Annotated in this window: 26 protein-coding genes; 3 read left to right on the top strand and 23 right to left on the bottom strand. The window is 66.2% G+C overall.

The window, feature by feature from the left end; all coding sequences use genetic code 11:
- Positions 1–85 precede the first annotated feature (85 nt).
- Positions 86–1,459, top strand: coding sequence for a M20/M25/M40 family metallo-hydrolase (locus SALA_RS01085; RefSeq protein ID WP_011540532.1), 1,374 nt, complete (start codon positions 86–88; stop codon positions 1,457–1,459).
- Positions 1,460–1,463: 4 nt separating this feature from the next.
- Here SALA_RS01085 and SALA_RS01080 read toward each other — a convergent pair whose 3' ends face one another.
- The 10 genes from SALA_RS01080 to SALA_RS17035 all read right to left on the bottom strand — a co-directional run bounded on the left by SALA_RS01080 (position 1,464) and on the right by SALA_RS17035 (position 5,136).
- Positions 1,464–1,874 carry a SufE family protein gene (locus SALA_RS01080; protein WP_011540531.1) on the bottom strand — a complete coding sequence of 137 codons (411 nt, stop codon included), beginning with the start codon at positions 1,872–1,874 and terminating at the stop codon, positions 1,464–1,466.
- Positions 1,875–2,032: 158 nt separating this feature from the next.
- Positions 2,033–2,278 carry a hypothetical protein gene (locus SALA_RS01075; protein ID WP_011540530.1) on the bottom strand — a complete coding sequence of 82 codons (246 nt, stop codon included), beginning with the start codon at positions 2,276–2,278 and terminating at the stop codon, positions 2,033–2,035.
- A gap of 23 nt (positions 2,279–2,301) precedes the next feature.
- Positions 2,302–2,562, bottom strand: coding sequence for a hypothetical protein (locus SALA_RS01070; RefSeq protein WP_011540529.1), 261 nt, complete (start codon positions 2,560–2,562; stop codon positions 2,302–2,304).
- Positions 2,563–2,594: 32 nt separating this feature from the next.
- Positions 2,595–2,858 (bottom strand): hypothetical protein, encoded by a 264-nt coding sequence (locus SALA_RS01065; protein ID WP_011540528.1) that lies wholly within the window; start codon positions 2,856–2,858, stop codon positions 2,595–2,597.
- A gap of 12 nt (positions 2,859–2,870) precedes the next feature.
- Positions 2,871–3,191: a hypothetical protein gene (locus SALA_RS01060; RefSeq protein ID WP_011540527.1), complete on the bottom strand. Its 321-nt coding sequence runs from the start codon at positions 3,189–3,191 to the stop codon at positions 2,871–2,873.
- Positions 3,192–3,199: 8 nt separating this feature from the next.
- Positions 3,200–3,499: a hypothetical protein gene (locus SALA_RS01055; RefSeq protein WP_011540526.1), complete on the bottom strand. Its 300-nt coding sequence runs from the start codon at positions 3,497–3,499 to the stop codon at positions 3,200–3,202.
- 32 nt (positions 3,500–3,531) lie between these two features.
- Positions 3,532–3,912: an envelope stress response membrane protein PspC gene (gene pspC, locus SALA_RS01050; protein ID WP_011540525.1), complete on the bottom strand. Its 381-nt coding sequence runs from the start codon at positions 3,910–3,912 to the stop codon at positions 3,532–3,534.
- Between the two features lies 1 nt (position 3,913).
- The gene (gene pspB / locus SALA_RS01045; protein ID WP_011540524.1) at positions 3,914–4,189 is read right to left on the bottom strand and encodes an envelope stress response membrane protein PspB; all 276 of its coding nucleotides are present in this window, start codon (positions 4,187–4,189) and stop codon (positions 3,914–3,916) included.
- A gap of 12 nt (positions 4,190–4,201) precedes the next feature.
- Complete coding sequence (gene pspA / locus SALA_RS01040; protein WP_011540523.1) at positions 4,202–4,864, bottom strand: phage shock protein PspA; 663 nt, start codon at positions 4,862–4,864, stop codon at positions 4,202–4,204.
- Between the two features lie 101 nt (positions 4,865–4,965).
- On the bottom strand, positions 4,966–5,136 hold the full coding sequence (locus SALA_RS17035) for a hypothetical protein (protein WP_153802607.1): 171 nt from the start codon (positions 5,134–5,136) through the stop codon (positions 4,966–4,968).
- A 174-nt stretch (positions 5,137–5,310) separates the two neighbouring features.
- Between SALA_RS17035 and pspF the strand changes: the two genes are divergently transcribed.
- Complete coding sequence (gene pspF / locus SALA_RS01035) at positions 5,311–6,336, top strand: phage shock protein operon transcriptional activator (protein ID WP_011540521.1); 1,026 nt, start codon at positions 5,311–5,313, stop codon at positions 6,334–6,336.
- A gap of 140 nt (positions 6,337–6,476) precedes the next feature.
- Here the strand turns inward: pspF and SALA_RS01030 are convergent, their stop codons facing one another.
- The 4 genes from SALA_RS01030 to argH all read right to left on the bottom strand — a co-directional run bounded on the left by SALA_RS01030 (position 6,477) and on the right by argH (position 10,451).
- On the bottom strand, positions 6,477–7,259 hold the full coding sequence (locus tag SALA_RS01030; protein WP_011540520.1) for a precorrin-2 dehydrogenase/sirohydrochlorin ferrochelatase family protein: 783 nt from the start codon (positions 7,257–7,259) through the stop codon (positions 6,477–6,479).
- 150 nt (positions 7,260–7,409) lie between these two features.
- Positions 7,410–8,669: a diaminopimelate decarboxylase gene (gene lysA / locus SALA_RS01025; protein WP_011540519.1), complete on the bottom strand. Its 1,260-nt coding sequence runs from the start codon at positions 8,667–8,669 to the stop codon at positions 7,410–7,412.
- 151 nt (positions 8,670–8,820) lie between these two features.
- A complete protein-coding gene (locus tag SALA_RS01020; RefSeq protein WP_011540518.1) occupies positions 8,821–9,072 on the bottom strand; it encodes a hypothetical protein in 252 nt (83 codons plus the stop codon).
- A complete protein-coding gene (argH, locus tag SALA_RS01015; RefSeq protein ID WP_041382924.1) occupies positions 9,072–10,451 on the bottom strand; it encodes an argininosuccinate lyase in 1,380 nt (459 codons plus the stop codon). Before argH ends, SALA_RS01020 begins: the two co-directional genes overlap by 1 nt.
- Here argH and SALA_RS01010 point away from each other — a divergent pair.
- Positions 10,450–11,073, top strand: a complete 624-nt coding sequence (locus tag SALA_RS01010) for a TlpA family protein disulfide reductase (protein ID WP_049754570.1) — start codon at positions 10,450–10,452, stop codon at positions 11,071–11,073. The two genes, argH and SALA_RS01010, sit on opposite strands and share 2 nt — an antisense overlap.
- A gap of 131 nt (positions 11,074–11,204) precedes the next feature.
- Here the strand turns inward: SALA_RS01010 and SALA_RS01005 are convergent, their stop codons facing one another.
- The 9 genes from SALA_RS01005 to edd form a co-directional block, all read right to left on the bottom strand.
- Positions 11,205–12,206, bottom strand: coding sequence for an NAD(P)H-dependent glycerol-3-phosphate dehydrogenase (locus SALA_RS01005; protein WP_011540515.1), 1,002 nt, complete (start codon positions 12,204–12,206; stop codon positions 11,205–11,207).
- An 84-nt stretch (positions 12,207–12,290) separates the two neighbouring features.
- The gene (locus SALA_RS01000; protein WP_011540514.1) at positions 12,291–13,226 is read right to left on the bottom strand and encodes an alpha/beta fold hydrolase; all 936 of its coding nucleotides are present in this window, start codon (positions 13,224–13,226) and stop codon (positions 12,291–12,293) included.
- On the bottom strand, positions 13,223–14,089 hold the full coding sequence (locus SALA_RS00995; RefSeq protein WP_011540513.1) for an alpha/beta hydrolase: 867 nt from the start codon (positions 14,087–14,089) through the stop codon (positions 13,223–13,225). Before SALA_RS00995 ends, SALA_RS01000 begins: the two co-directional genes overlap by 4 nt.
- Complete coding sequence (locus tag SALA_RS00990) at positions 14,086–15,534, bottom strand: DUF3336 domain-containing protein (RefSeq protein ID WP_011540512.1); 1,449 nt, start codon at positions 15,532–15,534, stop codon at positions 14,086–14,088. Before SALA_RS00990 ends, SALA_RS00995 begins: the two co-directional genes overlap by 4 nt.
- 118 nt (positions 15,535–15,652) lie before the next feature.
- A complete protein-coding gene (locus tag SALA_RS00985; protein WP_011540511.1) occupies positions 15,653–17,209 on the bottom strand; it encodes a wax ester/triacylglycerol synthase family O-acyltransferase in 1,557 nt (518 codons plus the stop codon).
- A gap of 81 nt (positions 17,210–17,290) precedes the next feature.
- Positions 17,291–19,642 (bottom strand): glycerol-3-phosphate 1-O-acyltransferase, encoded by a 2,352-nt coding sequence (locus SALA_RS00980; RefSeq protein WP_011540510.1) that lies wholly within the window; start codon positions 19,640–19,642, stop codon positions 17,291–17,293.
- A gap of 122 nt (positions 19,643–19,764) precedes the next feature.
- The gene (locus tag SALA_RS00975; RefSeq protein WP_041382922.1) at positions 19,765–21,327 is read right to left on the bottom strand and encodes an HAD-IB family hydrolase; all 1,563 of its coding nucleotides are present in this window, start codon (positions 21,325–21,327) and stop codon (positions 19,765–19,767) included.
- A gap of 96 nt (positions 21,328–21,423) precedes the next feature.
- Entirely contained in the window at positions 21,424–22,044 is a 621-nt protein-coding gene (gene eda / locus SALA_RS00970) for a bifunctional 4-hydroxy-2-oxoglutarate aldolase/2-dehydro-3-deoxy-phosphogluconate aldolase (protein ID WP_011540508.1), read from the bottom strand.
- Positions 22,045–22,142: 98 nt separating this feature from the next.
- Positions 22,143–23,984: a phosphogluconate dehydratase gene (gene edd / locus SALA_RS00965; RefSeq protein WP_041382920.1), complete on the bottom strand. Its 1,842-nt coding sequence runs from the start codon at positions 23,982–23,984 to the stop codon at positions 22,143–22,145.
- Positions 23,985–24,034: the final 50 nt, after the last annotated feature.

Raw genomic sequence — 24,034 nt, 5'->3', positions numbered from 1 at the left:
ATTCGGCGATGCCCTTTGCTCGCGAACGGGCAAGGCGGGACATTGGCTCTTGCCGCCATCGGGCGAAGCCGCTTAACTGCTTTTCATGCGCAACCTGTCCCTGCCGCTCGCCCTCGCCGCCGCGCTTGTCGCCGCCGCGCCCGCCCACGCCAAACCCGCCGACGCCGCAGCCGCGAAGCAGATATTGAAGGACAGCATCGCGATCCCGACGGTCAAGGGCCGCGGCAAGGTGCCCGAACTTGCCGCCTATTACGCCGGGGTGCTCAAGGCCGCGGGCTATGCCGACGCCGACATCGAAATCACCCCGATGGGCGAGACGGCGACGCTGGCGGTCACGCTGCGCGGCACGACCGACAAAAAACCCATCCTGCTGCTCGGTCATATGGATGTCGTCGAGGCTGACCCGAAGGACTGGACGCGCGATCCCTTCCTGCCGGTCGAGGAGGAGGGCTATATTTTCGGGCGCGGGTCGGAAGACAACAAGTTCGACATCGCGATGATGGTCGCGACGATGGCGCAGCTGAAGCGCGACGGGTTCAAGCCGAAGCGGTCGATCATCCTGCTGCTGACGGGTGACGAGGAAACCGAAATGGCGACGACGCGTGCGCTTGCCGCCAAGTATCGCAACGCCGAGTTCGCGCTAAACGGCGACGGCGGCGGCGGGCTGATCGGCGAAGACGGCAAGCCGCAATACTACAGCCTGCAAGCGGGCGAGAAGACCTATGCCGATTTCACGCTGGAGGTGACCAATGCCGGCGGCCACAGCTCGCGCCCGTCGCCGGTCAACGCGATCGTTCAGCTTGCCGATGCCCTGGTCAAGGTCGGCGCCTATCGCTTCCGGCCGCAGGTCAACGAGCTGACCCGGATCGGCCTGCCGATCGTCGCCGATCGGGTCGGCGGCGAGATCGGGGCGGCGCTGAAGACCTTTGCCGCCGACCCGACCGATACCAAGGCGATCGCGACGATTCGCGCCGATCCCGAATATGTCGGGCAGATCGGCACCACCTGCGTGCCGACGCTGGTGAAGGGCGGGCACGCCGAAAATGCGCTGCCGCAGCGCGCGACGGCGAACATCAACTGCCGTATCTTTCCCGGCGTCGCGGTCGAGGCGGTGCGTTCCGAGCTGGAGCGCGTCATCGCCGACCCCGCGGTCAAGGTGCTGACCGATCCCGACGCAAGCGCCAGCGACGCCTCGCCGCTCCGCGCCGATGTGATGGCGGCGGTGAAGAAAGCCGTCCACGCGCGCGCGCCGGGCCTGCCGATCATCCCGTCGATGAGCGCGGGGGCGACCGACAGCTATCATTTCCGCATGAACGGCGTGCCGAGTTACGGCGTCGCCGGGCTGTTCTCGAAAGCGAGCGACAGCTTTGCCCACGGACTCAACGAGCGCGTCCCCGTCGCGGCGATTGCCCCGGCGCTCGCGCATTGGGACAGCCTGCTGCGCGAGCTTTCGAACTGACCGGTCAGCCCGCGGCGAGGCGGCGGGCGGTGTCCCGGACGAGCGCGATCATGTTGGGCACGCCCTGCGTGCGGTTCGACGAAAGCTGGCGCGTCAGGTCGAAGGGCGCGAGCGCGGCGGCGACGTCCATGTCGGCGACCTCGGCCGCGGGCTTGTCCTGCACCGCGGCGAGGACGAGCGCGACGATGCCCTTGGTGATCGCGGCATTGCTGTCGGCAAGGAAATGCAGGCGGCCGTCGTCCCGCGGTACCGGATAGACCCACACGCTCGCCGAACAGCCGCGCACCAGCGTCGCGTCGGTCTTGAGCGCATCGGGCATCGGCTCCAGTTCGCGGCCGAGTTCGATCAGCAGGCGATAGCGGTCGTCACCGTCGAGAAACTCATATTCTTCGAAAATGTCGGAAAGGCTGCGCATGGGCGCGGGCAGTGGCAGATTTTGCCGGGCGTTGGAAGGGGCGCAAACCTATACTTCCGTTCGTGTCGAGCGAAGTCGAGACACCCTGCAACCGTGCGCCGGGCCGCGGGGCATCTCGACTTCGCTCGATGCGAACGGCCATTTACCAGACCAAAGTCTTACAGATCGACCCCTGCCGCGATCGCTTCCAGCTTGCGCAGCCGTTCCTTGAGGTCGGCAATCTCGATCCGTGATCCGGCGTGCGGCACCGTGGGATCGTGCGCCAGCTGGGTGTGACCCGCGGCGAGCTCCTCGCGCTTGAGCTGGATCCAGTCGCGCCAGCCGCGCAGCGCGACGAGACTGACGATGGTGAGCGCGGTCAGCGCGATCGCGGCGGTGGTGAGGTCGGGAGTGATGAAAGCCATGAGCGTTGCTCCTTTACCGGCGTTCAGATCTTGCTGCCGTCGCGCAGCTTCTCGATTTCCTGGTCGAGCGTGACGGCGCGATTATGGTCGGTGGCGATGCGTTCGAGCACCTGAATGCGCTCCTTGAGCGCGCGGATTTCGGCCTGCAGCGCCTTGGTCTCGACGTCGTGTCCGGCGACATGGCCGTTGCCGTGGCGGTCGCGCCGGATGCCGTACCTGGCGCGGATAATGCTGCCGATCGTCACGATGAGGACGATGCCGACGACCATTTCAAACGGACCCATGGGGAGGTTCCTTTCCTGCTTTTATCGTTGCGTCAGTTGAGCGGGGCGTCGCGCAGCTTTTCGATCTCGTCGGCGACGTCAATTCCCTTGTCGGTCACGATGCGTTCGAGCACGCGGACGCGTTGTTCGAGCCGTTCGGTGTGCACCGCATATTGCGCGGCCTTTTCCGCCGTCTCGCTGCTGATCGCCTGGAACTGCCGTTCCTTGAACTTGAGGTGACGTTCATAGGCGGCGTAGCCGATGCCGAGCGTGACCGGCAGGCCGACGACGATGAACAGGATGATGATCGTTTCCATCTACCTATCTCCTCAGTTCGCGGGACGCCGCAGCGCCTCGATCTCGGCCGCGACGCGGTGGCTCTCGTCGGTGACGATGCGCTCGACCACCGCCAGCCGGTCCTTCACCGAGCCAAGCTCGGCGCGCAGCTGGGCATTTTCCTGACTGATCAGCTTCACGCGCTCCATCGCTTCGTCATTGGTGCGCGGATAGACCGCCTTGCCCCAGCTGTTTTCGAGCGGATAGCCGTTCTTGACGCGCAGCCAGGTGGTGAAAACCCAACCCGCGACCCCGGCGAGGCCGACGAGGGCCGCCACGGGTGCAATGGCATTCAGAACATCGAGATTCATCATTTTTCCCCTCAGCGCAGGCGGTCGATCTGATCGGCAAGCTGTGCCGCTTTGCCGCCCTCTTCGGTCGCGATCCTTTCGAGCACCGCGATCCGTTCCTCCAGCCGGCTGACCTGGCTGGCGAGCTTGGCATTGTCGTCGGTCAGGAGCCTGATTTTTCGATCAGCGTCGGGGTCGGTTCGATGAACCGTGCCACCCCATTCATTTTCGACCGGATAGCCATGCTTGGCGCGGATCCAGGTGGTGAACATCCAGCCGCCGATCGACAGGGCGATGATGGCGAGGACGAAGGTGGTGCCACCGAAATTCATGAAAAGTCTCCCTGTTGCGTTTCAGCCGCCGCTCAGCGCAGGCTTTCAATCTCGTCGGCGAGCCGACGGTTGTGACTGGTGTAGTAAAGTTCGATGTCGGCAAGCCGGCGATCGATGTCGCGAAAGCGCGACTTGATGTCGCGGGTCGACGCGGCGGGGTTGCTGCGCACCCCTTGCCAGAACTTGGCTTCTTCCTGCGATCCGTATAGCGCGAAAGGCTTGGGCGATCCCATCCAGGCGACCATCCAGTAAGCGATCAACGTCCAGGGAAAGCCGCCCATCAGGGTGAGCAGCACGGCGCCGACGCGAACCCAGAGCACGTCGATCCCGCTATAGTCCGCGATTCCCGAACATACGCCGCTCCATTTGGCGTTCTGTTTGTCGAGGTAGAATTTGGTGCGGCTGGCAGACATCTCAGTTCCTCCGGTTTATGTTTTCAAGCTGCGCCAGCTCTTCATCGCTGCGTACCGCGGGGCGGAAGTCGGGATGGTCGGCGCTGATAATCCGTTCGACGGTATGTAGACGATTCTCGAGCCGTCTGGCCGTATCGTAAAGTTCGTCGAGCAGCTGTTCATCTTCTCCGGTCAGCGTCTTGGCCTGTTTCCACTTGGTGATATAGTGGAGGATCAGCCAGGGCAGACCGAGGAAGAGCGTTCCGATGACGATCGGGACGATGATGACTTCTTCCATCGGTCCGGCTCCTTATTTCTTGGCCTGCGCGGCCTTCAGCGCGGCGAGCTCGTCGGCGACCTTGTCGGCAGCCTGAAGTTCGGCGATCTCTTCGTCGAGCGACTTCTTGTAACCGAGACCCAGCGCATCGGCCCGGCCCTCGGCTTCGTCGACGCGGCGCTCAAGGATCTCGAAGCGCGAGAAAGCGTCTTCGACGCGGTCGCCGTTGGTCATTTCGCGGAGGCGATAGCGGTTCTCGGCGCTTTCGAGGCGGTTGACGATATTCGACTGGCGCGCGCGCGCTTCCGACAGCTTTTTCTGAAGCTTGGCGATGTCGGCTTCATAACCGGACAGCGCGTCGTCGAGGACGGCGATCTCGGCCTTGAGTCGCTCGGCCATGTCGCCGGCCTTCTGCTTTTCGACGAGCGCGGCGGTGGCGAGGTCTTCGCGGTCCTTCGACAGCGCGAGTTCGGCCTTTTCCTTCCAGCTGTCCTGCAGACTCTCGAGTTTGGCGATGTGGCGGCGCATCTCCTTCTGGTCCGCAATGGTGCGGGCGGCGGAAGCGCGAACTTCGACAAGCGTTTCGTTCATCTCGAAGATGATCTGGCGGATCATCTTTTCAGGATCCTCGGCCCGGTCGAGCAGGTCGGTGACGTTGGCGGCGATGATGTCGCGGGTTCGTGAAAAAATACCCATTGGGAAACTCCTGTCGAAAACTTGAGACCTGGTTGTCTTGTTCAAAAAAGGCTGGTGCCGGGGCGGGGCAAGGGGGGAGAGTGCCCCGGCACCAGTGCCGGTCAGGCCATCGGGCCGACCGCCGGGGTCGAAGCAGCACCCACCAGGCCGACGACGGGGAGGCCGGCGGCGCTGGCAGAGGCGGCAGGATAGTTGATCGCGCCGACGAAAATGGCCAGCGCGCCCACCGCGCTGAACGCGAAAGTAGCGGCCTGGGCAATCTTCGTTTTCATCGTTTCAACCTTCCTATGTGCTGCACCGGAGCGCTGTGCGCCGGTTCGCAGAAATCTTTGCAGGAGGCGTGCCAACTATCAAAACTGGCAGAAATGCGGGAAACTTTACGCGCAATTCACTCTCCGCGCTGATTTATCTTGCCAATCATCGGGGAAATTTGCCAATGGTTGGGAATGGAGCGCGAAACGCAATTCATCGGCCAGTCGGCGGCCTTTCAGGACGCGGTCGATCGCGCGAGCCAGGCGGCGCTGCTCGACCGCCCGGTGCTGGTGATCGGCGAGCGCGGGACGGGCAAGGAACTGATCGCCGAGCGCCTGCACCGTCTGTCGACGCGCTGGGATCGGCCTTATGTGATCATGAACTGCGCCGCGATGCCCGAGACGCTGATCGAAAGCGAACTGTTCGGACACGAAGCGGGCGCCTTCACCGGCGCGACGCGCAGCCGCGCGGGACGCTTCGAGGAGGCCGACGGCGGCACGCTCTTTCTCGACGAACTGGCGACCATGTCGATGGGCGCGCAGGAACGGCTGCTCCGCGCGGTCGAATATGGCGAGATCACGCGCGTCGGCGCGTCGCGCCCGATCCGCGTCGATGTGCGCATCGTCGCGGCGACCAACGAGCATCTCCCCGCGCTGGTCGAAGAAAACCGGTTCAGGGCCGACCTGCTCGACCGGCTGTCGTTCGAGGTCATCACCCTGCCCCCCTTGCGCGCACGCGAAGGCGATATCGAGGTGCTTGCCACTTACTTCGGGCAGCGCATGGCGGCGGTCGTCGGCTGGGACGAATGGCCCGGATTCGGCCCGCGCGCGCTGGCGGCGATGGAAGGGCACGACTGGCCGGGCAACGTCCGCGAACTCAGGAACGTCATCGAGCGCGCCGTCTATCGCTGGGGCGATCCGACGAAGCCGATCGACGCATTGAGCTTCGACCCCTTTGCCAGCCCGTGGCAACCCACGGTGCGCGCGGCGAAGGCCGAACGTGCGAACGCCGCGGCGTCCGTCGCCGCCCCTCCCGCCGCGCCGTCACCCTCGCCGGGCCCGGTGAGCGACCTGCGCGCTGCGGTCGACAGCTATGAAAAGGCGATCCTCGCCGACACGATGGCGCGATGCCGCTATAACCAGAAAGTCGCCGCCGAGGCGCTTGGCCTGAGTTACGACCAGATTCGCCACGCGCTGAAAAAACATGGACTGAATCAATGAACCGCGCGCGACGATCCTGACCGGCGACCGCAAGGTCGGGGAGGGGTGACGACGACCCGCGAGCCGCCCCATCTTTCCGTTCGTGTCGCGAGGCCGGAAAGGCCCGGGAGCCCTTACCCCGGGCTGAATGCCGATACAGCCTAGAGCGCGATGACCTGCATCTCCAGCCATAACGACAGGCCGGGCGGCGATTCCCGCGGCGGTGCGGCGGCGATGTGGCGCGCCGCGTCGGCGCGGGTGCGGGCCAGGATCGCGGCGGGGATGTGCGGCGGGTGAAAGACATGATCGGCCTCGCCGAGCAGACGCGCGGCGCGCAGCGTGAGCTCGTCCGGGTCGGCGCTCGTCAGGCGAATGGTTTCGAGACGCGATGGCCGATCCGGCGCTGCGGCAGCGAGCCATTCGCCCACTCGGTCCGCCGCGCCGGCGTCGAGCGGATCGAGCGCGCCGCCGGGCGCGAGGGCGGCGTCGATCGCACGGCGGCGGTCGGCGGCGACAGGCCAGCGCGCCTTCATCGCGGCGCGCGCGGCGTAGAGCGCCCCGGCAAGGTCGCCAAGCCGCGCGGGGAGCAGCGCCTCGAGGCGCTGGCGGATCGCTTTGGCGAGCCCCGCCGACGCGCCGCCGGTGCCGATGGCGATGGTGACGGGGGCGCGGTCGACAATCGCCGGGGTGGTGAAATCGCAGAGATCGGGACGGTCGACGACATTGACGAGCAGGCCGTGGGCGCGGAGCGCGTCGGCGGCGGCGCGCGCCGCGGCCTCGTCGCCCAGCGCGACGAAGGCGATGGTCGCGCCTGCCTCCCACGCGGAGATGATGCGCCCGCCCGCGCGCTGGATGAGGCGCGCCTTGGCCTCCGCCGCCTCCCCTTCGCCGACCAGCACGACGGTGCGGCCGGTCAGGTTCAGGAAGATGGGGAGTTGGTGCATGGTGGAGGCCCTAACAGATCCTCCCCGGAACGGGGAGGGGGACCAGCGAAGTGGTGGAGGGGCACGGGGCAGTCAAACGCAGCGCCTGCCCTCCCCTGCCCCTCCACCACCCTTCGGGTGGTCCCCCTCCCCCTGCGGGGGAGGACCGATTCAATCGATCCAGTCGGGGACGCGCTCCGCCGCCATGATCGTGCCCGCGGCGATGCGGTCGGCGACGGTGATGTAGCGATCACCATCGACGAGCACCTCGGGCACGAGGCTGCGGCTGTTGTAGGTCGAGGCCATGGTCGCACCATAAGCGCCCGCGGTACGGAACACCGCGAGGGCGCCCGGCTGAACCGCGTCGATTTCGCGGTCGCGCGCGAAGGTGTCGCCCGTTTCGCACACCGGGCCGACGATCGACGCGATCATTTTTTCACCCGTCGGCTTCACCGCGACAAAATCATGCCAGGCATCGTAGAGCGCGGGGCGCGCAAGGTCGTTCATCGCGGCGTCGACGATGACGAAGGGGTGGGTCGCGCCGGGCTTGACCCACAGCACTTCGGTCAGGAGCACGCCGGTGTTGCCCGCAATGACGCGGCCGGGCTCGAACATCAGGGTGACGTCCCAATCCTTTGTCACGCGTGCGACCATCGCGCCATATTCGGCCGGAGTCGGGGGATTGTCCTCCGGCCGATAGGGGACACCAAGGCCGCCGCCGAGGTCGACGTGGGTGATGCTGTGCCCCGCAGCGCGCAGGTCGGCGACGAGGCGGCCGACGCGCTCGAACGCGGCCTCCAACGGATCGAGGCTGGTGAGCTGGCTGCCGATATGGAGCGCGACGCCGCGCATCTTGAGCCCCGGCAACGCCGAGAGCCGGTCGAAGATCGCGGGCGCCGAATCGATGCCGACGCCGAACTTGTTTTCGGCCTTGCCGGTCGAAATCTTGGCGTGGGTGCCGGCATCGACGTCGGGATTGACGCGCAGCACCGCGCGCGCGGTCATTTCCTTCGCCACCGCGATTTCGGACAGCGCGACGCCCTCGGGTTCATGCTCGATGTTGAACTGGCCGATGCCGCGGTCGAGCCCCTGCGCCAGCTCGGCGCGCGTCTTGCCGACCCCAGAAAAAACGATGTCCTCCGCCGCCATGCCCGCGGCGAGCGCGCGTTCGAGTTCGCCGCCCGACACGACGTCGGCGCCATAGCCCTGCCGCGCGAGGACGCGCAGCACGCCAAGGTTGGGGTTGCACTTGATCGCAAAGGCGATGTGCTTCCTGGGAATATCCCTGAGCGCGTCGGCGAACACCTGCGCGTGGCGTTCGAGCGTCGCGCGCGAATAGACATAGACGGGGGTGCCGATTTCCTTGGCAATACGCGGCAGCGGGATGTCTTCGGCGTGGAGGACGCCGTCACGATATTCAAAATGATCCATCGAAGGAAATCCTGGTCCTATGTTCCCGTTCGCATCGAGCGAAGCCTGTCTTGAGCCGGTCGAAAGATCGAGATGCCCCTGGGAACGGAGCTACACCGATGGGTGTCTCGACTTCGCTCGACACGAACGGATCAGATAAGTTCGGTTCGACTCAGCCCGGAGGCGGCAGGTCGAAATCGTCGGGTTCGCGCTGTTCGGACCGTTTGAGAAGTTCGTCGCTGCGCGCGGGCCGGGCCTGCGCGTCGGGCGTCGTGAGCTCCTGTGTGGTCGGGGCGCGGTCGGCGCCGATGGGAACGACGGGCGCCGGCTGGTTCGCCGGCGGCTTCAGATCTTCCTTGGCCCCGCACGCGCCGAGCAGCGCGGCAACGGCGAGCGTGGCAAGGATATGGTGGCGGTGCGACATCAATCCTGTCCCTGGGCCGCGGCAGCGCGCGCCGCAGCGATGGCCTGTCTTACCCGTTCGGGCGCGGTCCCGCCATAGCTCATGCGGCTGGCGACCGATGCTTCGACCGTGAGTGCGGCGAGGACATCGGGGGTGACCGCGGCGTGGATCGCCGCCGCGTCGGCGGCGGGCAGCGCGGGCAGCTCGACGCCCAGTTCCTCGGCGCGCCTGACGCAGGCGCCGACGACATGATGCGCTTCGCGGAACGGCAGCCCCGCCTCGCGCACCAGCCAGTCGGCAAGGTCGGTCGCGGTCGAATAGCCCGACGCGGCGAGCGCGCGCATCCGGTCGGTGCGGAAGCTCAGCGTTTCGACCATGCCCGTCATCGCCGCGAGCGACAGCGCGAGCGCGTCGAACGCGCCGAAGAGCGTTTCCTTGTCGTCCTGAAGGTCTTTCGAATAGGTGAGCGGCAGCCCTTTGACGATGACGGCGAGCCGCTGGAAGGCGCCGAGCAGCAGGCCCGCGCGCCCACGCACCAGTTCGGCGGCGTCGGGGTTGCGCTTTTGCGGCATGATCGAACTGCCCGTCGACCAGGCATCGGGCAGCGCGACGAAGCCGAAGGGCTGGCTGGCCCAGATGACGATTTCTTCGGCAAGGCGCGACAGGTGGATCGCGGCGATCGCCGCGGCGGCGCAGAACTCGAGCGCGAAGTCGCGGTCGGATACCGCGTCGATGCTGTTCGCCATCGGCCGGTCGAAGCCGAGCGCCGCAGCGGTGGCGTCGCGATCGACAGGAAAGCCCGTCCCCGCGAGCGCCGCGGCGCCGAGCGGCGATTCGTTGAGGCGGCGGCGCGCATCGGCGAAGCGGCCGCGGTCGCGGCGCGCCATTTCGACATAGGCGAGCAGATGGTGGCCGAGCGTCACCGGCTGCGCGACCTGCAAATGCGTGAAGCCCGGCATGATGCTGTCGGCATGCTCGTCGGCGCGCTGAAGCAGCGCCGACTGGAGCGCGGCGAGCCCGGCGTCGATGCGCTCGCAGGCGGTACGCGTCCACAGGCGGAAATCGGTCGCGACCTGGTCGTTGCGCGAGCGCGCGGTGTGGAGGCGCCCGGCGGGTTCGCCGATCAACTCCTTCAGCCGCGCCTCGACGGTCATGTGGATGTCCTCGAGGCTGAGGTCGACGGGCACGCCGTTTTCGGCAAATTCTTCGGCGATCTGGGCAAGACCGCGGTCGATCGCTGCCGCATCGTCGGCACTGATGATTCGGCAAGCACCGAGCATCGCGGCGTGGGCGCGGCTGGCGGCGATGTCCTCTTCCCAAAGGCGCTTGTCGATGGGGATCGAGGCGTTAATCTCTTGCATGATCGCCGCCGGTCCGCCACCGAAGCGGCCGCCCCACATGCTGCTCTTGTCCGGAGTATTCGCCATCCGCCGCGTTCCAAATCCGTCGCTGTTGATCCTGGGCCTGTTGCTGGCCGGATCGGTCGCGGGCTGCGATAGGGAAAAGGCGGGCGGCGGGCAAGCGCAGCAAGGCCAAGCAAATGTTTCGGCGGGCCAAGCGACGGGTGCGGCGAAGTTCGACTATATGATCGACCGCAGCCACAGGGGCACGGCGGCGCCGACGGCGACCTTCACCGGTCCCGACGATGCGCCGGTGACGCTGGCGGACTTTCGCGGGCGGCCGCTGCTCGTCAACCTGTGGGCGACATGGTGCGCGCCCTGCGTGGCGGAGATGCCGACACTCGACGCGCTGGCGGCGGCGCGGGGCGAGGCGATGACCGTGGTGGCGGTGGCGCAGGATTTGCAGGGCGCCGAGGTCGTCGATCCCTGGTTCCGGAAGGCGCGGCTGAAAGCGCTGCAACCCTATCTCGACCCCGAAAACGGCCTGCTCGACGCGGCGAACAGCGCGCTGCCGACGAGCATCTATTATGATGCCGAGGGGCGCGAGATATGGCGCGTGGTGGGCGCGATTGACTGGCAGGGCGATGAGGCGAAGGCGCTGCTGGCGGAGGGTATTCGCTAGCGCGTGATGGCTTGGCGTCATTCAAAAACCGTCATTGCGAGCGAAGCGAAGCAATCTCCAGCTATCGGCTTGTCAGGCCGATAGCTGGAGATTGCTTCGTCGCTACGCTCCTCGCAATGACGGAGGCTGTGCTACCCCGGATGCGCCTCGTCGCCGACGCTCGATTTCAATAGGCCGCGGAAGACATCCATGGCCGTTCGCTTGCCCTGCGTCACGTCGAACACGTCGCGCGCGATCGGCATCGCGATGCCGTGGCGGTCGGCGAGCGCCATAACCGTCGGCGCGCTTTTCACGCCCTCCGCGACCATGTTCATGCCCGCGATGATCGCGTCGATCGGGCGCCCCTTGCCGAGTTCGACGCCGACGTGGCGGTTGCGCGACAGGGGGCTGGTGCAGGTCGCGATCAGGTCGCCCATGCCGGTGAGCCCGGCGAAGGTTTCAGGGCGCCCGCCCATCGCGACACCGAGGCGCGTGATCTCCGCCAGCCCGCGCGTCATCAGGCCGGCGCGCGTATTGTCGCCGGCGCCGAGCCCGTCGCCCATGCCCACCGCGATCGCGATGATATTCTTGAGCACCCCGCCGAGCTCGCAGCCGAGCAGGTCGGTGTTGGTGTAGACGCGGAACAGGCCCGAATGGAACAGCGGCTGGAGCGCACGGACGACGATTTCGTCCGCCATCGAGAGCACGCTCGCCGCCGCCTGTCCCGCCATGATCTCGCGCGCGAGGTTGGGCCCGGTGAGCACGCCGACGGGGTGGCCGGGCAGCACGTCCTCGATCAATTCGGTCATGCGCTTGCCCGAGGCGAGTTCGAGTCCTTTCGTGAGGCTGATGACCGGCACCCACGGGCGGATATGATCGCGAGCCTCCTCCAACACGCTGCGGAAACTGTGCGAGGGCACCGCCATGACGAGCACGTCGGCGCCCGCAACGACCTCGGCCATGTCGCTGGTCGCGCCGAGCGCGGGGGGCAGCGTGATGCCGGGCAGATATTTGCGGTTTTCGTGATCGCGGTTGATGCCCTCGACCGTTTCCGCGTCGCGCGCCCATAGCTGGATCGGCGCGTTGCGCGACACGACCGCCGCGACCGTCGTTCCCCAGCTGCCCCCGCCGAGCAGGCCCACTTTGAGGCGCATATGTCTCTCCCCTGTTTTTCAGGGGAGAGTGGCGCGCGATCGGGGGGTTGGCAAGGCAACACTCGCCCGTCATCCCGGCGAAGTTCAGGGATGGTCGGCGAGAAACGCGCGCTGCACTTCGGCGGTCGCTTTCGGATCCTCGATCATCGGGACGTGCGCGACATGTTCGAAGATATGCGCGCGGCTGTTCGCGATGCCCTTTTCGAGCACCGCGACGCAGCTGACGTCGATCAGCTTGTCGTGGCGGCCCCAGAGGATGAGCGTCGGCACCGTCACCTTGTCCAGTTCGCCGTTGAGCGGCGCCTGTTCCATCTCGTCGGCGATGATCCAGAAAATCCGGTCGAGCAGTTCGCGATGGCGGAGCGCATCGGCGTAGATCACGGGCTTCAGCCGCGCGGGCACATAGGTCGGCTTGCGCACGACGAAGGCAATGAGGCGATCGGCGTCGTCGAGGTTCGCAAGCACGAGCGGGTTATAATCACGGGTCGCGGCGAGCTTTTGCAGCTCGCTTTCGTTTTCGCCGACAACGCCGGCATTGTTCATCAGGGTCAGCGTGCGCAGGCGATCGGGATAGTCGATGGCAAAGCGCAGCGCGATCCAGCCGCCCATGCTGTTGCCGCCGAGGTGCGGACGGTCGACGCCGAGCGCGTCGAGGAAGGCCTTGAGCCGTGCCGCCTGGCTCGCGACGTCGAAAGGCAGTGCGCCGTCGCGGTCATTCTCCCCAAAACCCGGCAGGTCGGGCGCAATCAGGTGGTAATCGCGCGTCATCCACGGCGCGTAGAAGATCCAGTGATCCTTGTCGGCGCCGAAGCCATGGACCATCACGAGGGTGGGCTTCGACGGATCGCCGCCCTCGAGATAGGGCCAGTTTCGGCCGTCGACGGTGATGCTCCTGCGCACCACCCGCGCGCGTTTGCGCATCAGCGCGCGCATCATCCGAACCAGCTGTTCGGGAAAGAGGAAGTAGAGGAGCGCGAGGGCGATGAGCGGCGCGACGATCAGGAAGAGGAGGATTTTCATGGCGCGTCCTCGACTTTCACATGCGCATCGAACCAGCCGATCAGGTCGTCCAGCACCGCATCGCGTTCGGGTTCGTTGTAGATTTCGTGAAAGAGGCCAGCATAGATTTCGAGGCGCTTGTCGGTCGAGGCGACATGATCGAAAAGGAAGCGCGAGCCCGCAGGAGCGGTCAGCCTGTCCTCGGCGCCGTGCTGGAGCAGCAGCGGCAGGCCGATCTCCGGCGCCCGGTCGCGCGCCGTCGCCATCGCGTCGAACATTTCCGCCGCGAGCCGCGCGCTCATCTTGCCACTATGGACGAAGGGGTCGGCGAGATAGGCGGCGACGACCGCCGGGTCGCGGCTGACCCCGGTGGGATCGAGAGCCATCACCCCGGCACGCGGGAAATATCGCGAGAGCAAACGGCTTATCCAGATGGTCAGCCTTGATGGTGGTTTCGCGGTCAGGATCGCCGGCCCCGACAGCGCTGCTGCGGCAAAGTCCCGCTGATGCCCGAGCAGCAGCAATGCCGCGATCAGCCCGCCCATGCTGTGCCCGAGCAGCAGTCGTGGCTTGCCCGGCCACGCCTCGCGCACCCGCGCGATCAGCGCCGCCATTCCGTCGATGTAGACTGAAAAGGCCGGGACGAACCCCATCGTCCCGCTCGACTTGCCATGCCCCCAATGGTCGACGGCGTAAACGGCATAGCCCGCCGCGGTCAGCCGCGCCGCGACATGGCCATAGCGCCCGGCATGTTCGGCATAGCCGTGCGCGAGCAGCACCACCGCCTTCGGATCGCCCTGCGGCAACCAGCGGGTGACATTGAGGTTCGACCCGTCGCCGCCCTGCCAGGCCGGCAGCGTCAGCGGTTCGTTGTCGGCGCTCACCGCACCGCTTTCTTGAGCGCGGCGCTGCGGTGGCCGGGGCCGTCGTCGCCCGCCTTGTCGATCTTCGCAAGGATCGCTTCGAGCGCGCGGCTGATCGCGGTCTGGGTGCGGACCATTTCGATCTTGGGCCAGGCGGTGCGCATGCCGGTGTCGACCAGTTCGTCGATATCATCCTGCCCCAGATCGGAGAGGATCTTCGCGGGCGACCAGAATTTGGGCGGGCGGATGATGTTGATGTCGCCGGTATATTCCTGGTTGATCACCGACCGCGCCATGTTGGCGAGGCTGTTCAAGGGCGGAATCAGCTCGAGCGGTTTCTGGAAAATCACCATGTTCGCGTTGAGCCACGCCTTGAAGGTGGTCATCGAGGCATGCTGGATCGCCTCGATCGGCGCCATCTGCTTGCGCGTGTCGGTCGCGAAGGGCAGCGCGATCGGGTTCGCCTGGCTGACGATATGGTGGTTGACGCCATAAAGGCGTTCGAGGCGCCTGGTCGGGATGTCGTGCGTCACCGACCCGTCGACCCAGCGACGATCGGGCTGATAGGCGATGCGCGCGCCATCGTCGTCGCGTGCCATCAGCATGACGGGCGGAAAGACGCCGGGGACCGCACATGACGCGAGCACGGCCTCGCGGATCAGCACATTGGGCGCGGTGATCGCGTTCAGGAGCCGCCCGTTCTGATGCTTTTCGGCGGGCGCGACCGAGACGTTGAGGTGACGCCCGCTGATCTCATAGGCCTCCTGAAAGGTCAGGTCGGGGATCAGGCCCGCGAGCCGTTCGCGCACCGCGTCCGAGGCGAGGCGCCGTCCGTCGGGCGCGCGATCGGGGTTGGCGAGGCGCTCGCTTTCGAGAAAGGCGCCGATGTCGGCGTCCTTGCGCGTGCAGACGACCGCGGCGACGATCGACCCGCCACTCGCGCCCGACATGATCGACGGCAGCACGCCTTCGGACCAGAGCGCCTTGACGACGCCGATGTGGAAGAAGAGGAAGCTGCCCGATCCCGACAGCAATAGCGCCGAGCGGCCGTAACAATGCTGGGCGCGGCGAAAGAAGTCGCGCTTTTCCTCACGACCGATGCTGCGCGCGGCGGCGATCTTGTCGAGCGAGGCGACGACCTCCGCGATATAGGCTTCGACGAGCTTTTTCGTCCCGAAACGCGCCTTCTGATACAGCCGCTCGTGCCCCATGCCGTCGATATTGCCGTGGATGCCCTCGTTGAGCACGAAGAGCAGCCCCTTGACGTCGCCCGCCGCCGACAGCTTGCGCAGCTTTTCGAGCCTTGCCCGAATGGCCTTATAATCGAAATGCTTGCTCTCGTCGGCATCGCGCCACGCCTGCATCCCCGATTTCCTGTCATGCTCGCGCGCCGCCTTGCTCCAGGCGGCATAGTCGGGCGCGGTCGCGAGATCGCGGTCGGCGCTGAGCGTCGGGGTGAAGAGCATTCGGTAATCCTGCGAGAGCATGGTATGTTTTTCTCGATTCTTGCGGGCTTACGTTGTCTTTGGCAACTGTTTTGACGATGCTTGCCATACACTCGTCATCCCGGCGAAGGCCGGGATCTCACCGTGGAGATTTAACGCGAGGGCGAGATCCCGGCCTTCGCCGGGATGACGAAGAGGTGTTTTTCCTGTCCGCTTTGGCCGTCGCTTTCGCTTTGGGCTTTGCCGCCGCTTTCGGCTTTGCCGTAGCGGCTTTTGGCTTTTCAGGTTTCGGATCCGCCGCCATCAAATCGGCGAAACTTTCGTCGATACATGTTCGAAAGAAAGCGATGTCGGGCATGATCGCACGTTCCGAAATGATCGAGAAGGCGATGCGGCCATTGTAGCTGGGGGTCGCTATGAACAGCCCCATATTGTTCGCGAGCGGCGCCATGCCGTGCTGCTGCACCAGCCTGGCGCCCGCGAGGTAGAGCGGCACCTGCGCGCCGGGGACGTTCGAGATGAAGAGATTGGTGCCGCGCACCGCAAAGCGCTCGCTGGTGACGAGCCGCGCGACCGCCGCCATCGTGGCGCCGGGGATATGCTGTGACAGGTCGGTCATGATCCGCGCGCTCACGCCGGCTTTGGCCTCCTTGGCCTCGACCGTATAGTCGCGCACCGCGGCGAGCCGTTCGAGCGGATCGGCGATGTCGGTGCGGATCGGCACGCTCATCGCCGACACCTGATTGCCCGGCGTCGACGCCTTTCCGCCCTTGCCGCGCAGATTGACCGGCGCGACCGCGACGAGGCTTTCCTTCGGCAATTCCTTATGCTTCGCCAGATATTTGCGCAGCGCGCCGCCGACCGTCGTGAGCACGACGTCGTTGACCGTCGCGCCCGGAACCTTTCTGCGGATCTCTGCGACGTCGGCGAGCGCCACGGTCGTCCCGTCGAACATCTTGTGCGGGCCGACAGGGACGTTGAAGCGCGTCTCGGGCACCCCGGCGGTCATCCCGCCCTCGGCGATCGACCTGCGCGCCGAAGCGACGATCGCCGGCGAGATTTTCATCAGCGCGTTCATGAACTTTACCGGCGATTGCATCGACGCCGACCAGGCGCGCGAAAGGATTTCGGCGCTCGACGGCGGATCGCCCAGATCCTCGACCGGCGGCGGTTCGGCGATCGCCGGCGTGCCGTTCGCGTCGATATCGCTCATCGCGATGAAGGCGTGCGCGCCCGAAGCGCCGTCGACCGCGGCGTGATGGACGCGATGGAGCATCGCGAAGCTGCCCTTGGGAATACCGGGGATGCGGTCGAGCCCTTCGATCACATAAATGTCCCAGAGCGGGCGGTTCATGTCCATGGGCTTCGAGAACCAGCGCGCCACCGCGATGCAGAATTGCCGCCAGTCGCCCGGTTCGGGCAGGCGCGCGTGGCTCATGTGGGCCTCGACGTCGAAATGCTCGTCCTCGACCCAATAGGGATGATCGATGTCGAACGGCAGGCGGTGGAGGCGGCGCTTGAACAGGGGCGAGGTATCGACGCGGCTTTCGACATGGGCGATGATGTCCTTGAAGCGCACGAAGCCCCCCGGCGCGGTCGACGGATCATAGATATAGACGCCCATGATGTGCGTGAGGTTGTTCGCGGTCTGGGTGTAGAGGAACTGGGCGTCCTGCGCGCTGAGCTGTTTGAGCATGTTAGGTTCCTGACTTGAAAATCCTCCCCCAGCGGGGGACGATCCGGCCGTCGCCGGAATGGCGGGAGCGATACGCGATATTCATTCCCCCGCCCCCATCAAGCGATCGGCGAGCGCGACCGTCGACAGGCGCATCGTTTCCATGACATTGGCAAGGCCGCGCAGTTCCATCAGCAGCGCGCGGCGCTGCGCGATAATCTCCGGCGTCGCCTCGTCGGCCAGCCCCATATGCCGCATCAGCGACAGACCGTTGGCGAAGAGCAGCTTTCCGATCGCCGCCTCGCTGCTGATCCGGCGCAGCAGATAGGCCTGTTTGCCTTCGACCAGCGCGGCGTCGAGCAGGGTTTTTTCATCGACCGCATCGCCCGGCCGCGCGCGCGCGAGCAGCTCGGCTACGACCGAATAAGCCTCGGCAAAGGGCAGCAATATCGCGTGGCCGACAACGGGCTGGCAGCGACGGATGAGCTGCGCGATACCGCGGTCGCCGCTGGCGAGGCGGCGATCCCACACGGGGTCGATGCGTGTCAGTTCGGCGCGCAAGGACGCCATATGCTCGTCACGCGGCGGGTAGAAAAATTCGAATTTGAACAGGTCGCGCAATCGGTCGATCCTGTCCCAGAAGGCAGCGGTCGCATCGCCGCTGTCGGCGTCGCGCAGCGCGAACAGCGCCAGTTCGATCATCGCGCGACCCAGGAAATGATGCGCGATGATGTTGCGGTAATAGCTCGCCATCGGATGCTTGGCGGGGTCGATCGAATAGATCGTCTCGCTGCCCGCTTCATAACGCGCGAGCAGGCCGCTGGTGACGAGCGTGTCGATGGTCGCCGAGAGCGCGGCATCGCCGCCGCTTTCGAGTTCACTGCTGAGCCTGATGCCGCGCGCCCGCGCCCAGCCGGTCACCGCGCCGATCGCGCCGAGCAGTTCGGCCGACGTCGCGCCGCGCGGCGCCATGCCGAGCAGGATCAGGCACATCACCGAGGTGACCGTGAGCGGGGTGACGCGGTTCGCCTCGACCGCGACGGCAAAGGCGATCTTTTCGAGCGCGCGCCTGTCGTCGGGACCGGGCGCGGTGTCGATGACCACAGGATCGCCGATGTCGAGCCGGATGCGCCCCGACGGCTCCTTCAGGCTTTTCATATAGCCGATGAACCACGACAGGCTTTCGGGCTTCTTGTTGCGGCCGGTCTGTTCGGCGGCATATTCCTCGACATCGCGAATGAGGTCGAAACTGGTGACGAAGGGGATGAAATGGACGCCGCGCGTGCCGGTGGCGTGGGCGGCGTCGAGGACATATTTCATCAGGCCGTACTTCGGCGGCATCAGCTTGCCGAGCCGCGAGCGGGTTCCCTCGAACGCCCAGCTCAGCGGAAAGCGCTTGGCGAGCAGCCAGGCGATATAGTGGCGCAGCACGAGTTTATAGACCGGCTGGTCCTGAAAGCTGCGGCGGATGAAGATCATGCCCGACCGTCGGAAAAATTCGCCCATGACGGCGAAGTCGAGGTTGGCGCCGCCGAAGCTGTGCAGCATCGGCAGATCGTTTTCATAGGCCAGTCGGCTTGGCGTCGCGCCGTCGATATAGGTTTTGTGCGTAAAGAGGATGCAGGTGGGATGTTCGCGCAGGATACCCCGCAGCTTCGCCAGTTCAGCGGCGTCGATCTCCATATCCGGCGCATAGCCGCCGAACATCATGCGATCGAGCCGGGCCCGGAGGTCGAGAAAAAGCGCGCTGGGCCGCGCGATCACTTCCTTCATCAGCGGCCGCGCTTCGCGAAACAGGTCGGCGACGGGGCGGCCCGTCTTCTCTGCGAGGTCGGCGAGCGCCGCGCGGAACTTGGGGCTGGTGCGGAGCCCATCGGCGACGAAGCGCGGCACCTTGTAGCGCGTTCCCCGGATGCCGCGCTCGGCGACGTCGAGCGCCAATGCCGCCTGCCGCGCGACGAAACGTGCGAATTCGGGGCTATCCGCGCCTTCGCCATCGCCACCGCCGGTCTGTGCGCAGAAACGGCTACGCAGCGCGTCGAGCGTCGCCGCCTCCCCCACCAATATCTGCGCTCGGCGGCGATCGCGGAGCAGGATCAGCCGCGCGCGCAGCGAACCCGGATGGCGCGGGTCGCCGAAGATCAGGTGGCGAAACTTGAGCGCGCGGCCCTTGTCGAAGCCGGGGATGCGCCATGCGACGCGCAGCGGAACGACGAGCCGCGAGGGCGTCGCGCCGAGCCGCGCCTGCAAAACGTCGACGGGCAGCGCGTGATCGCCGTCCTCGATGTCGAGGCTCGCCCAGCCCGGTTCGTCGTCGCTCCCGGCACCGTCCGACGTCGCGTGAATCCAGTCGAGCAGGATGCGGCGTTCGACCCCGTTACGTGCATCGATGATGTAGAGCCGGTCGGCCGCCTGCTCCGTCACGATCGGGGTGCGGGGCGAGCCGTCGGGCACCTTCTAATGAGCCTCCACTTCATCCCCGCTCGTGTCGAGCGAAGTCGAGACACGCCGACGGCACGCGCCCGGCCGATAGGCATCTCGACTTCGCTCGATGCGAACGGGAAAGGGATGTGCAGTCATGCCTTGGCGCTCTTTCCGGTTGCCTTCTTCTTCGGCGCGGCCCTTTTGGTGGCCGCCTTCTTCGGAGTCTTTTCCCCCTTTGCCTCGACCGCAGCTTCCCTCGCCACCGATTCCGCGACGCTTTCCTGCGGCTGCCCCAGCGTGCGCAGGAACATGTTGCGCACGTCACGGACATGGTTGTTGATCGTGCGGACGCTCCACCCCGACGTATCGACGGGCGGCAGCACGGTGACGCGCACCGTCGCGGGGCGCATCACAAACTCGTTCTTCGGCGCGACGTCCGTGGCGTTATGAATCACGATCGGGACGATCGGGACACCGGCCTGCATCGCGAGGTGGAAAGCGCCCTTTTTGAAGGGTTCGAGCTTCGGGGTCAGGCTGCGCGTCCCTTCGGGCGCGATGCAGATCGACTTGCCTTCCTTCTGGATCGCATCGATCAGCGGTTCCATCGCCTTGATCGCGCTCTTTCCATCGGCGCGGTCGACGAAGACGGTGCCGCCCCATTCCATCAGCTTGCCGAGGATGGGGATGTCCCTGATCTCCTTCTTGCCCACCCCGCCCATGTCGCGGCGGATGAGCTTGGCGAGGATCATTACATCGGCCTTGCTCTGATGGTTGAAGACGAAGACGCAGGGGCGCGACGACCAGAGGTGGCGCTCGCCCTCGACCTCCAGCTCGACACCGGTGATCGCAGTGGCGAAGTCGCCGAACAGCCCCATCGAGAAATTGACCGCCTCGCGCTGCGAGCGGGTGAGCGCCCAGATCGGCAGGCCCGCGGCGAAGGCGCCGACGAGCGAGCCGGTGGCATAGAGGGTGCGGGCATAGTCGATCCACGACGGTGTGCCGCGGCTTGCAAAGCGCTGCACCGGCCAGCCGCGCTCGTCGGCGATCGCCTTTAATTTCATGTTCGGGTTGAGCGGACGCGGTTTGCCGACGCGCTCCAAAAGTTCGATATCGTCGTCGCTGTCCGAATAGAAATAGCTCTGATCGAGATCGAGGCCATAGTCGGCGGCAAGGTCCTCGGCGGCGAGCACCTTGCCCTCGCCGAAACAGAGCGGGCGGATGATTTCGCCGGTGAAAACCCCGTCCTCGATCTCATAGGCCGAGCATTTGATGTCCGTGATGCCGAGATCGCGCGCGGTCGGTTCGATCTGGTAGATCGTCGCCGACGAGATGATTGCGACGCGATGACCCTTGGCCTGATGCGCCTCGATGATCGCGCGCGTTTCGGGATAGATTTTGCGCGCGATATGCTTGCGGTAGAGTTCCTCGCCGAAGTCGATGAAGCTTTGCTCGTCGACCCCCTTCATGAATCTGGCGGCGGCAGTCATCAGGCCGGAAAAGCCGATCTGGCCCAGGCTATGCTGCGCGATCACCTGTGCGGTTTCGGCAATCTCCTCGACCGACATTTCGCGGCGCTGGAACTTTTCGCGCAGCATCGCGGTCGCCGAATAGCCGGCGATGATCGTTCCGTCGAAATCGAAAAGCGCGGCGATATGCGATCCGGGCTCGGACGCGAGCACTTCATCCAGATGCGGCTGCGGTCTTGGCACGCACATCTCCCCACAGGCGGTCATCCTGCCGCTTCAGGGCTGCACGATGGCAGGTAAGATGGCGTTTATCAATGGCCGGGAAATCCGGCGTTCCTTTGGGAGTCAGGTCCGAAGCGCCGCCGCTTCCTTCGCCAATGCTTCGATCCGCACCGGATCGAGCGGCCCCGCCGGAACGACCCAGCTGCCGCCGACGCAGCGCACGGGTTCGAGCGCGAGCCATTCGGGCGCGGTTGCGGCGCTGATGCCGCCGGTGGGGCAGAAATTGACCCCGCCGAAAGGACCCGCGAGCGCCTTCAGCGCCGGAATGCCGCCGCTCGTCGCCGCGGGGAAAAATTTGAAGCTGCCCAACCCCATGTCGAGCCCCATCATCACGTTCGACGCATTGGCGACGCCGGGAAGGAAGGGAATGCCGCTCGCTACCGCCGCCTCGCCCAGGCTGTCGGTGAGACCAGGCGAGACGATGAACTCGCTGCCCGCGTCCAGCGCATCCTTGAGCATCCGGGGATTGAGCACGGTGCCCGCGCCGACCACCGCGCCCGGAACCCTTTTCATCGCGCGGATCGCGTCGAGCGCGGCGGGGGTCCGCAGCGTCACCTCAAGCACGCGGAGCCCGCCCGCGACCAGCGCCTCGGCCATCGGCACCGCATCCTCGACGCGGTCGATCACGATCACCGGGATGACCGGCGCGAGGGTCATGATCTGCTCGATACCGCTGTCGGACATGTTCACTCCAATTTCGTTCGTCGCCCCCGCGAAGGCGGGGGCCGGTGGCAAGGTGGCCCAAGGCCGGTAGCGGCCCCCGCCTTCGCGGGGGCGACGGATTAAGTCACAGCCTCCATCGCCGCGAGCACCGCCGATCCGCCCTTCTCCGCCTCGTCGGCGTGATGGCGGAACAGCGCGAACAGCTCGCGGCCGACACCCACCGCGGGGGGCGGCGCGGCAGCGGGACTTCGCGCAGCCCATTCGGTTTCGTCAACCAGCGCGGCGACTTCGCCCCTCACCGCGCAGACACGCACCATGTCGCCGTCCCGGAGATAGGCGAGCGGGCCACTCATCCCGTCAGGGCCGGGCAAGGCTTCGGGCGACAGATGAATGACGGCGGGAACCTTGCCGCTGGCGCCCGACATGCGGCCATCGGTCAGCAGCGCGACGCGGTAGCCCTTGTCCTGAAGCACGCCGAGCGCCGGGGTCAGCTTGTGGAGTTCGGGCATGCCGTTCGCACGCGGCCCCTGAAAGCGGACGACGACGACAACGTCGCGATCAAGCTCGCCTGCCTTGAAGGCCGCGAGAACCTGATTCTGGTCGTCGAAGATCCGGGCCGGCGCCTCGATCGTCCAGCGATCTTCGGCGACCGCGCTCGTCTTGATGATCGCGCGGCCGAGATTGCCGGTCAGCAGGCGCATCCCCCCATCGGGCGAGAAAGGATCGGCGACGGGGCGCAGCATAGTGTCGTCGCGGCTCTGGCCGGGGGCGGCTTGCCAGTGAAGTTCGTCATTCACCAGCACGGGTTCGGCGGCATAGTCCGCCATCGTCCCGCCAACGGTGAGCACATCGCCGTGCAGCAATCCCGCACCCAGCAGCTCGCGCACGACGAAGCCGATGCCGCCCGCGGCGTGAAACTGGTTCACGTCGCCCGCGCCGTTCGGATAGACGCGCGCGAGCAGCGGCACCGCGTGGCTGAGCTCGTCGAAATCCTGCCAGTCGATGATGATCCCTGCGGCGCGGGCGATCGCGGGCAGATGGATCGCATGGTTCGTCGAGCCGCCCGTCGCGAGCAGGCCGATCGCGGCGTTGACGATCGCCTTTTCGTCGATGCAGCGGCCAAGCGGGCGATAATCGTCGCCGTCCCAGCCGATCTGCGCAATCCGGTGCGTCGCGGCGCGCGTCAGCGCCTGCCGCAGCTTCGTTCCCGGATTGGTGAAGGCGCTGCCGGGGATGTGCAGCCCCATCAGCTCCATCATCATCTGGTTCGAGTTGGCGGTGCCATAGAAGGTGCAGGTGCCCGCGCCATGATAGCTCGCCGCCTCGGCCTCCAGCAGTTCGTCACGGGTCGCCTTGCCCTCTGCATAAAGCTGGCGCACGCGCTGCTTTTCCTTGTTCGCGAGCCCCGACGGCATCGGCCCGGCGGGAACAAGGATCTGCGGCAGATGGCCGAACCGCAGCGCGCCGATGAGCAGGCCGGGGACGATCTTGTCGCAGATGCCGAGCAGGAGCGCGCCCTCGAACATCGCATGGCTGAGGGCGATGACGGTGCCCTGCGCGATATTGTCGCGGCTGAACAGCGACAGGTCCATGCCCGCCTGCCCCTGCGTCACCCCGTCGCACATCGCCGGCACGCCGCCCGCGACCTGCGCCGTCACGCCGACCTCGCGCGCGAAGAGTTTGATCTGTTCGGGATAGCGGCCATAGGGCTGATGCGCCGAAAGCATGTCGTTATAGGCGGTGACGATGCCGATATTCATCGCGGCGCCGGTGCGGATGACGGGCTTGTCATCGCCCGCGGCGGCGAAGCCGTGGGCGAGATTGCCGCACGACAGATTGCCGCGGTTGGTGCCGGCGTCGCGCTGACGGTCCATCAGGTCGAGATATGCGGCGCGGCGCGGGGCGCTGCGGGCGATGATGCGGTCGGTGACGGCGGCGATGGTGGGATGGAGGGGGGTCATGACAATTCCAAAATCCTCCCCCCTTGGGGGAGAGGGATGCGCAGACTTGC

This window comes from Sphingopyxis alaskensis RB2256 (genome assembly GCF_000013985.1).
GTDB lineage: Bacteria > Pseudomonadota > Alphaproteobacteria > Sphingomonadales > Sphingomonadaceae > Sphingopyxis > Sphingopyxis alaskensis.
This window is presented reverse-complemented; position numbering and strand designations above follow the sequence as displayed.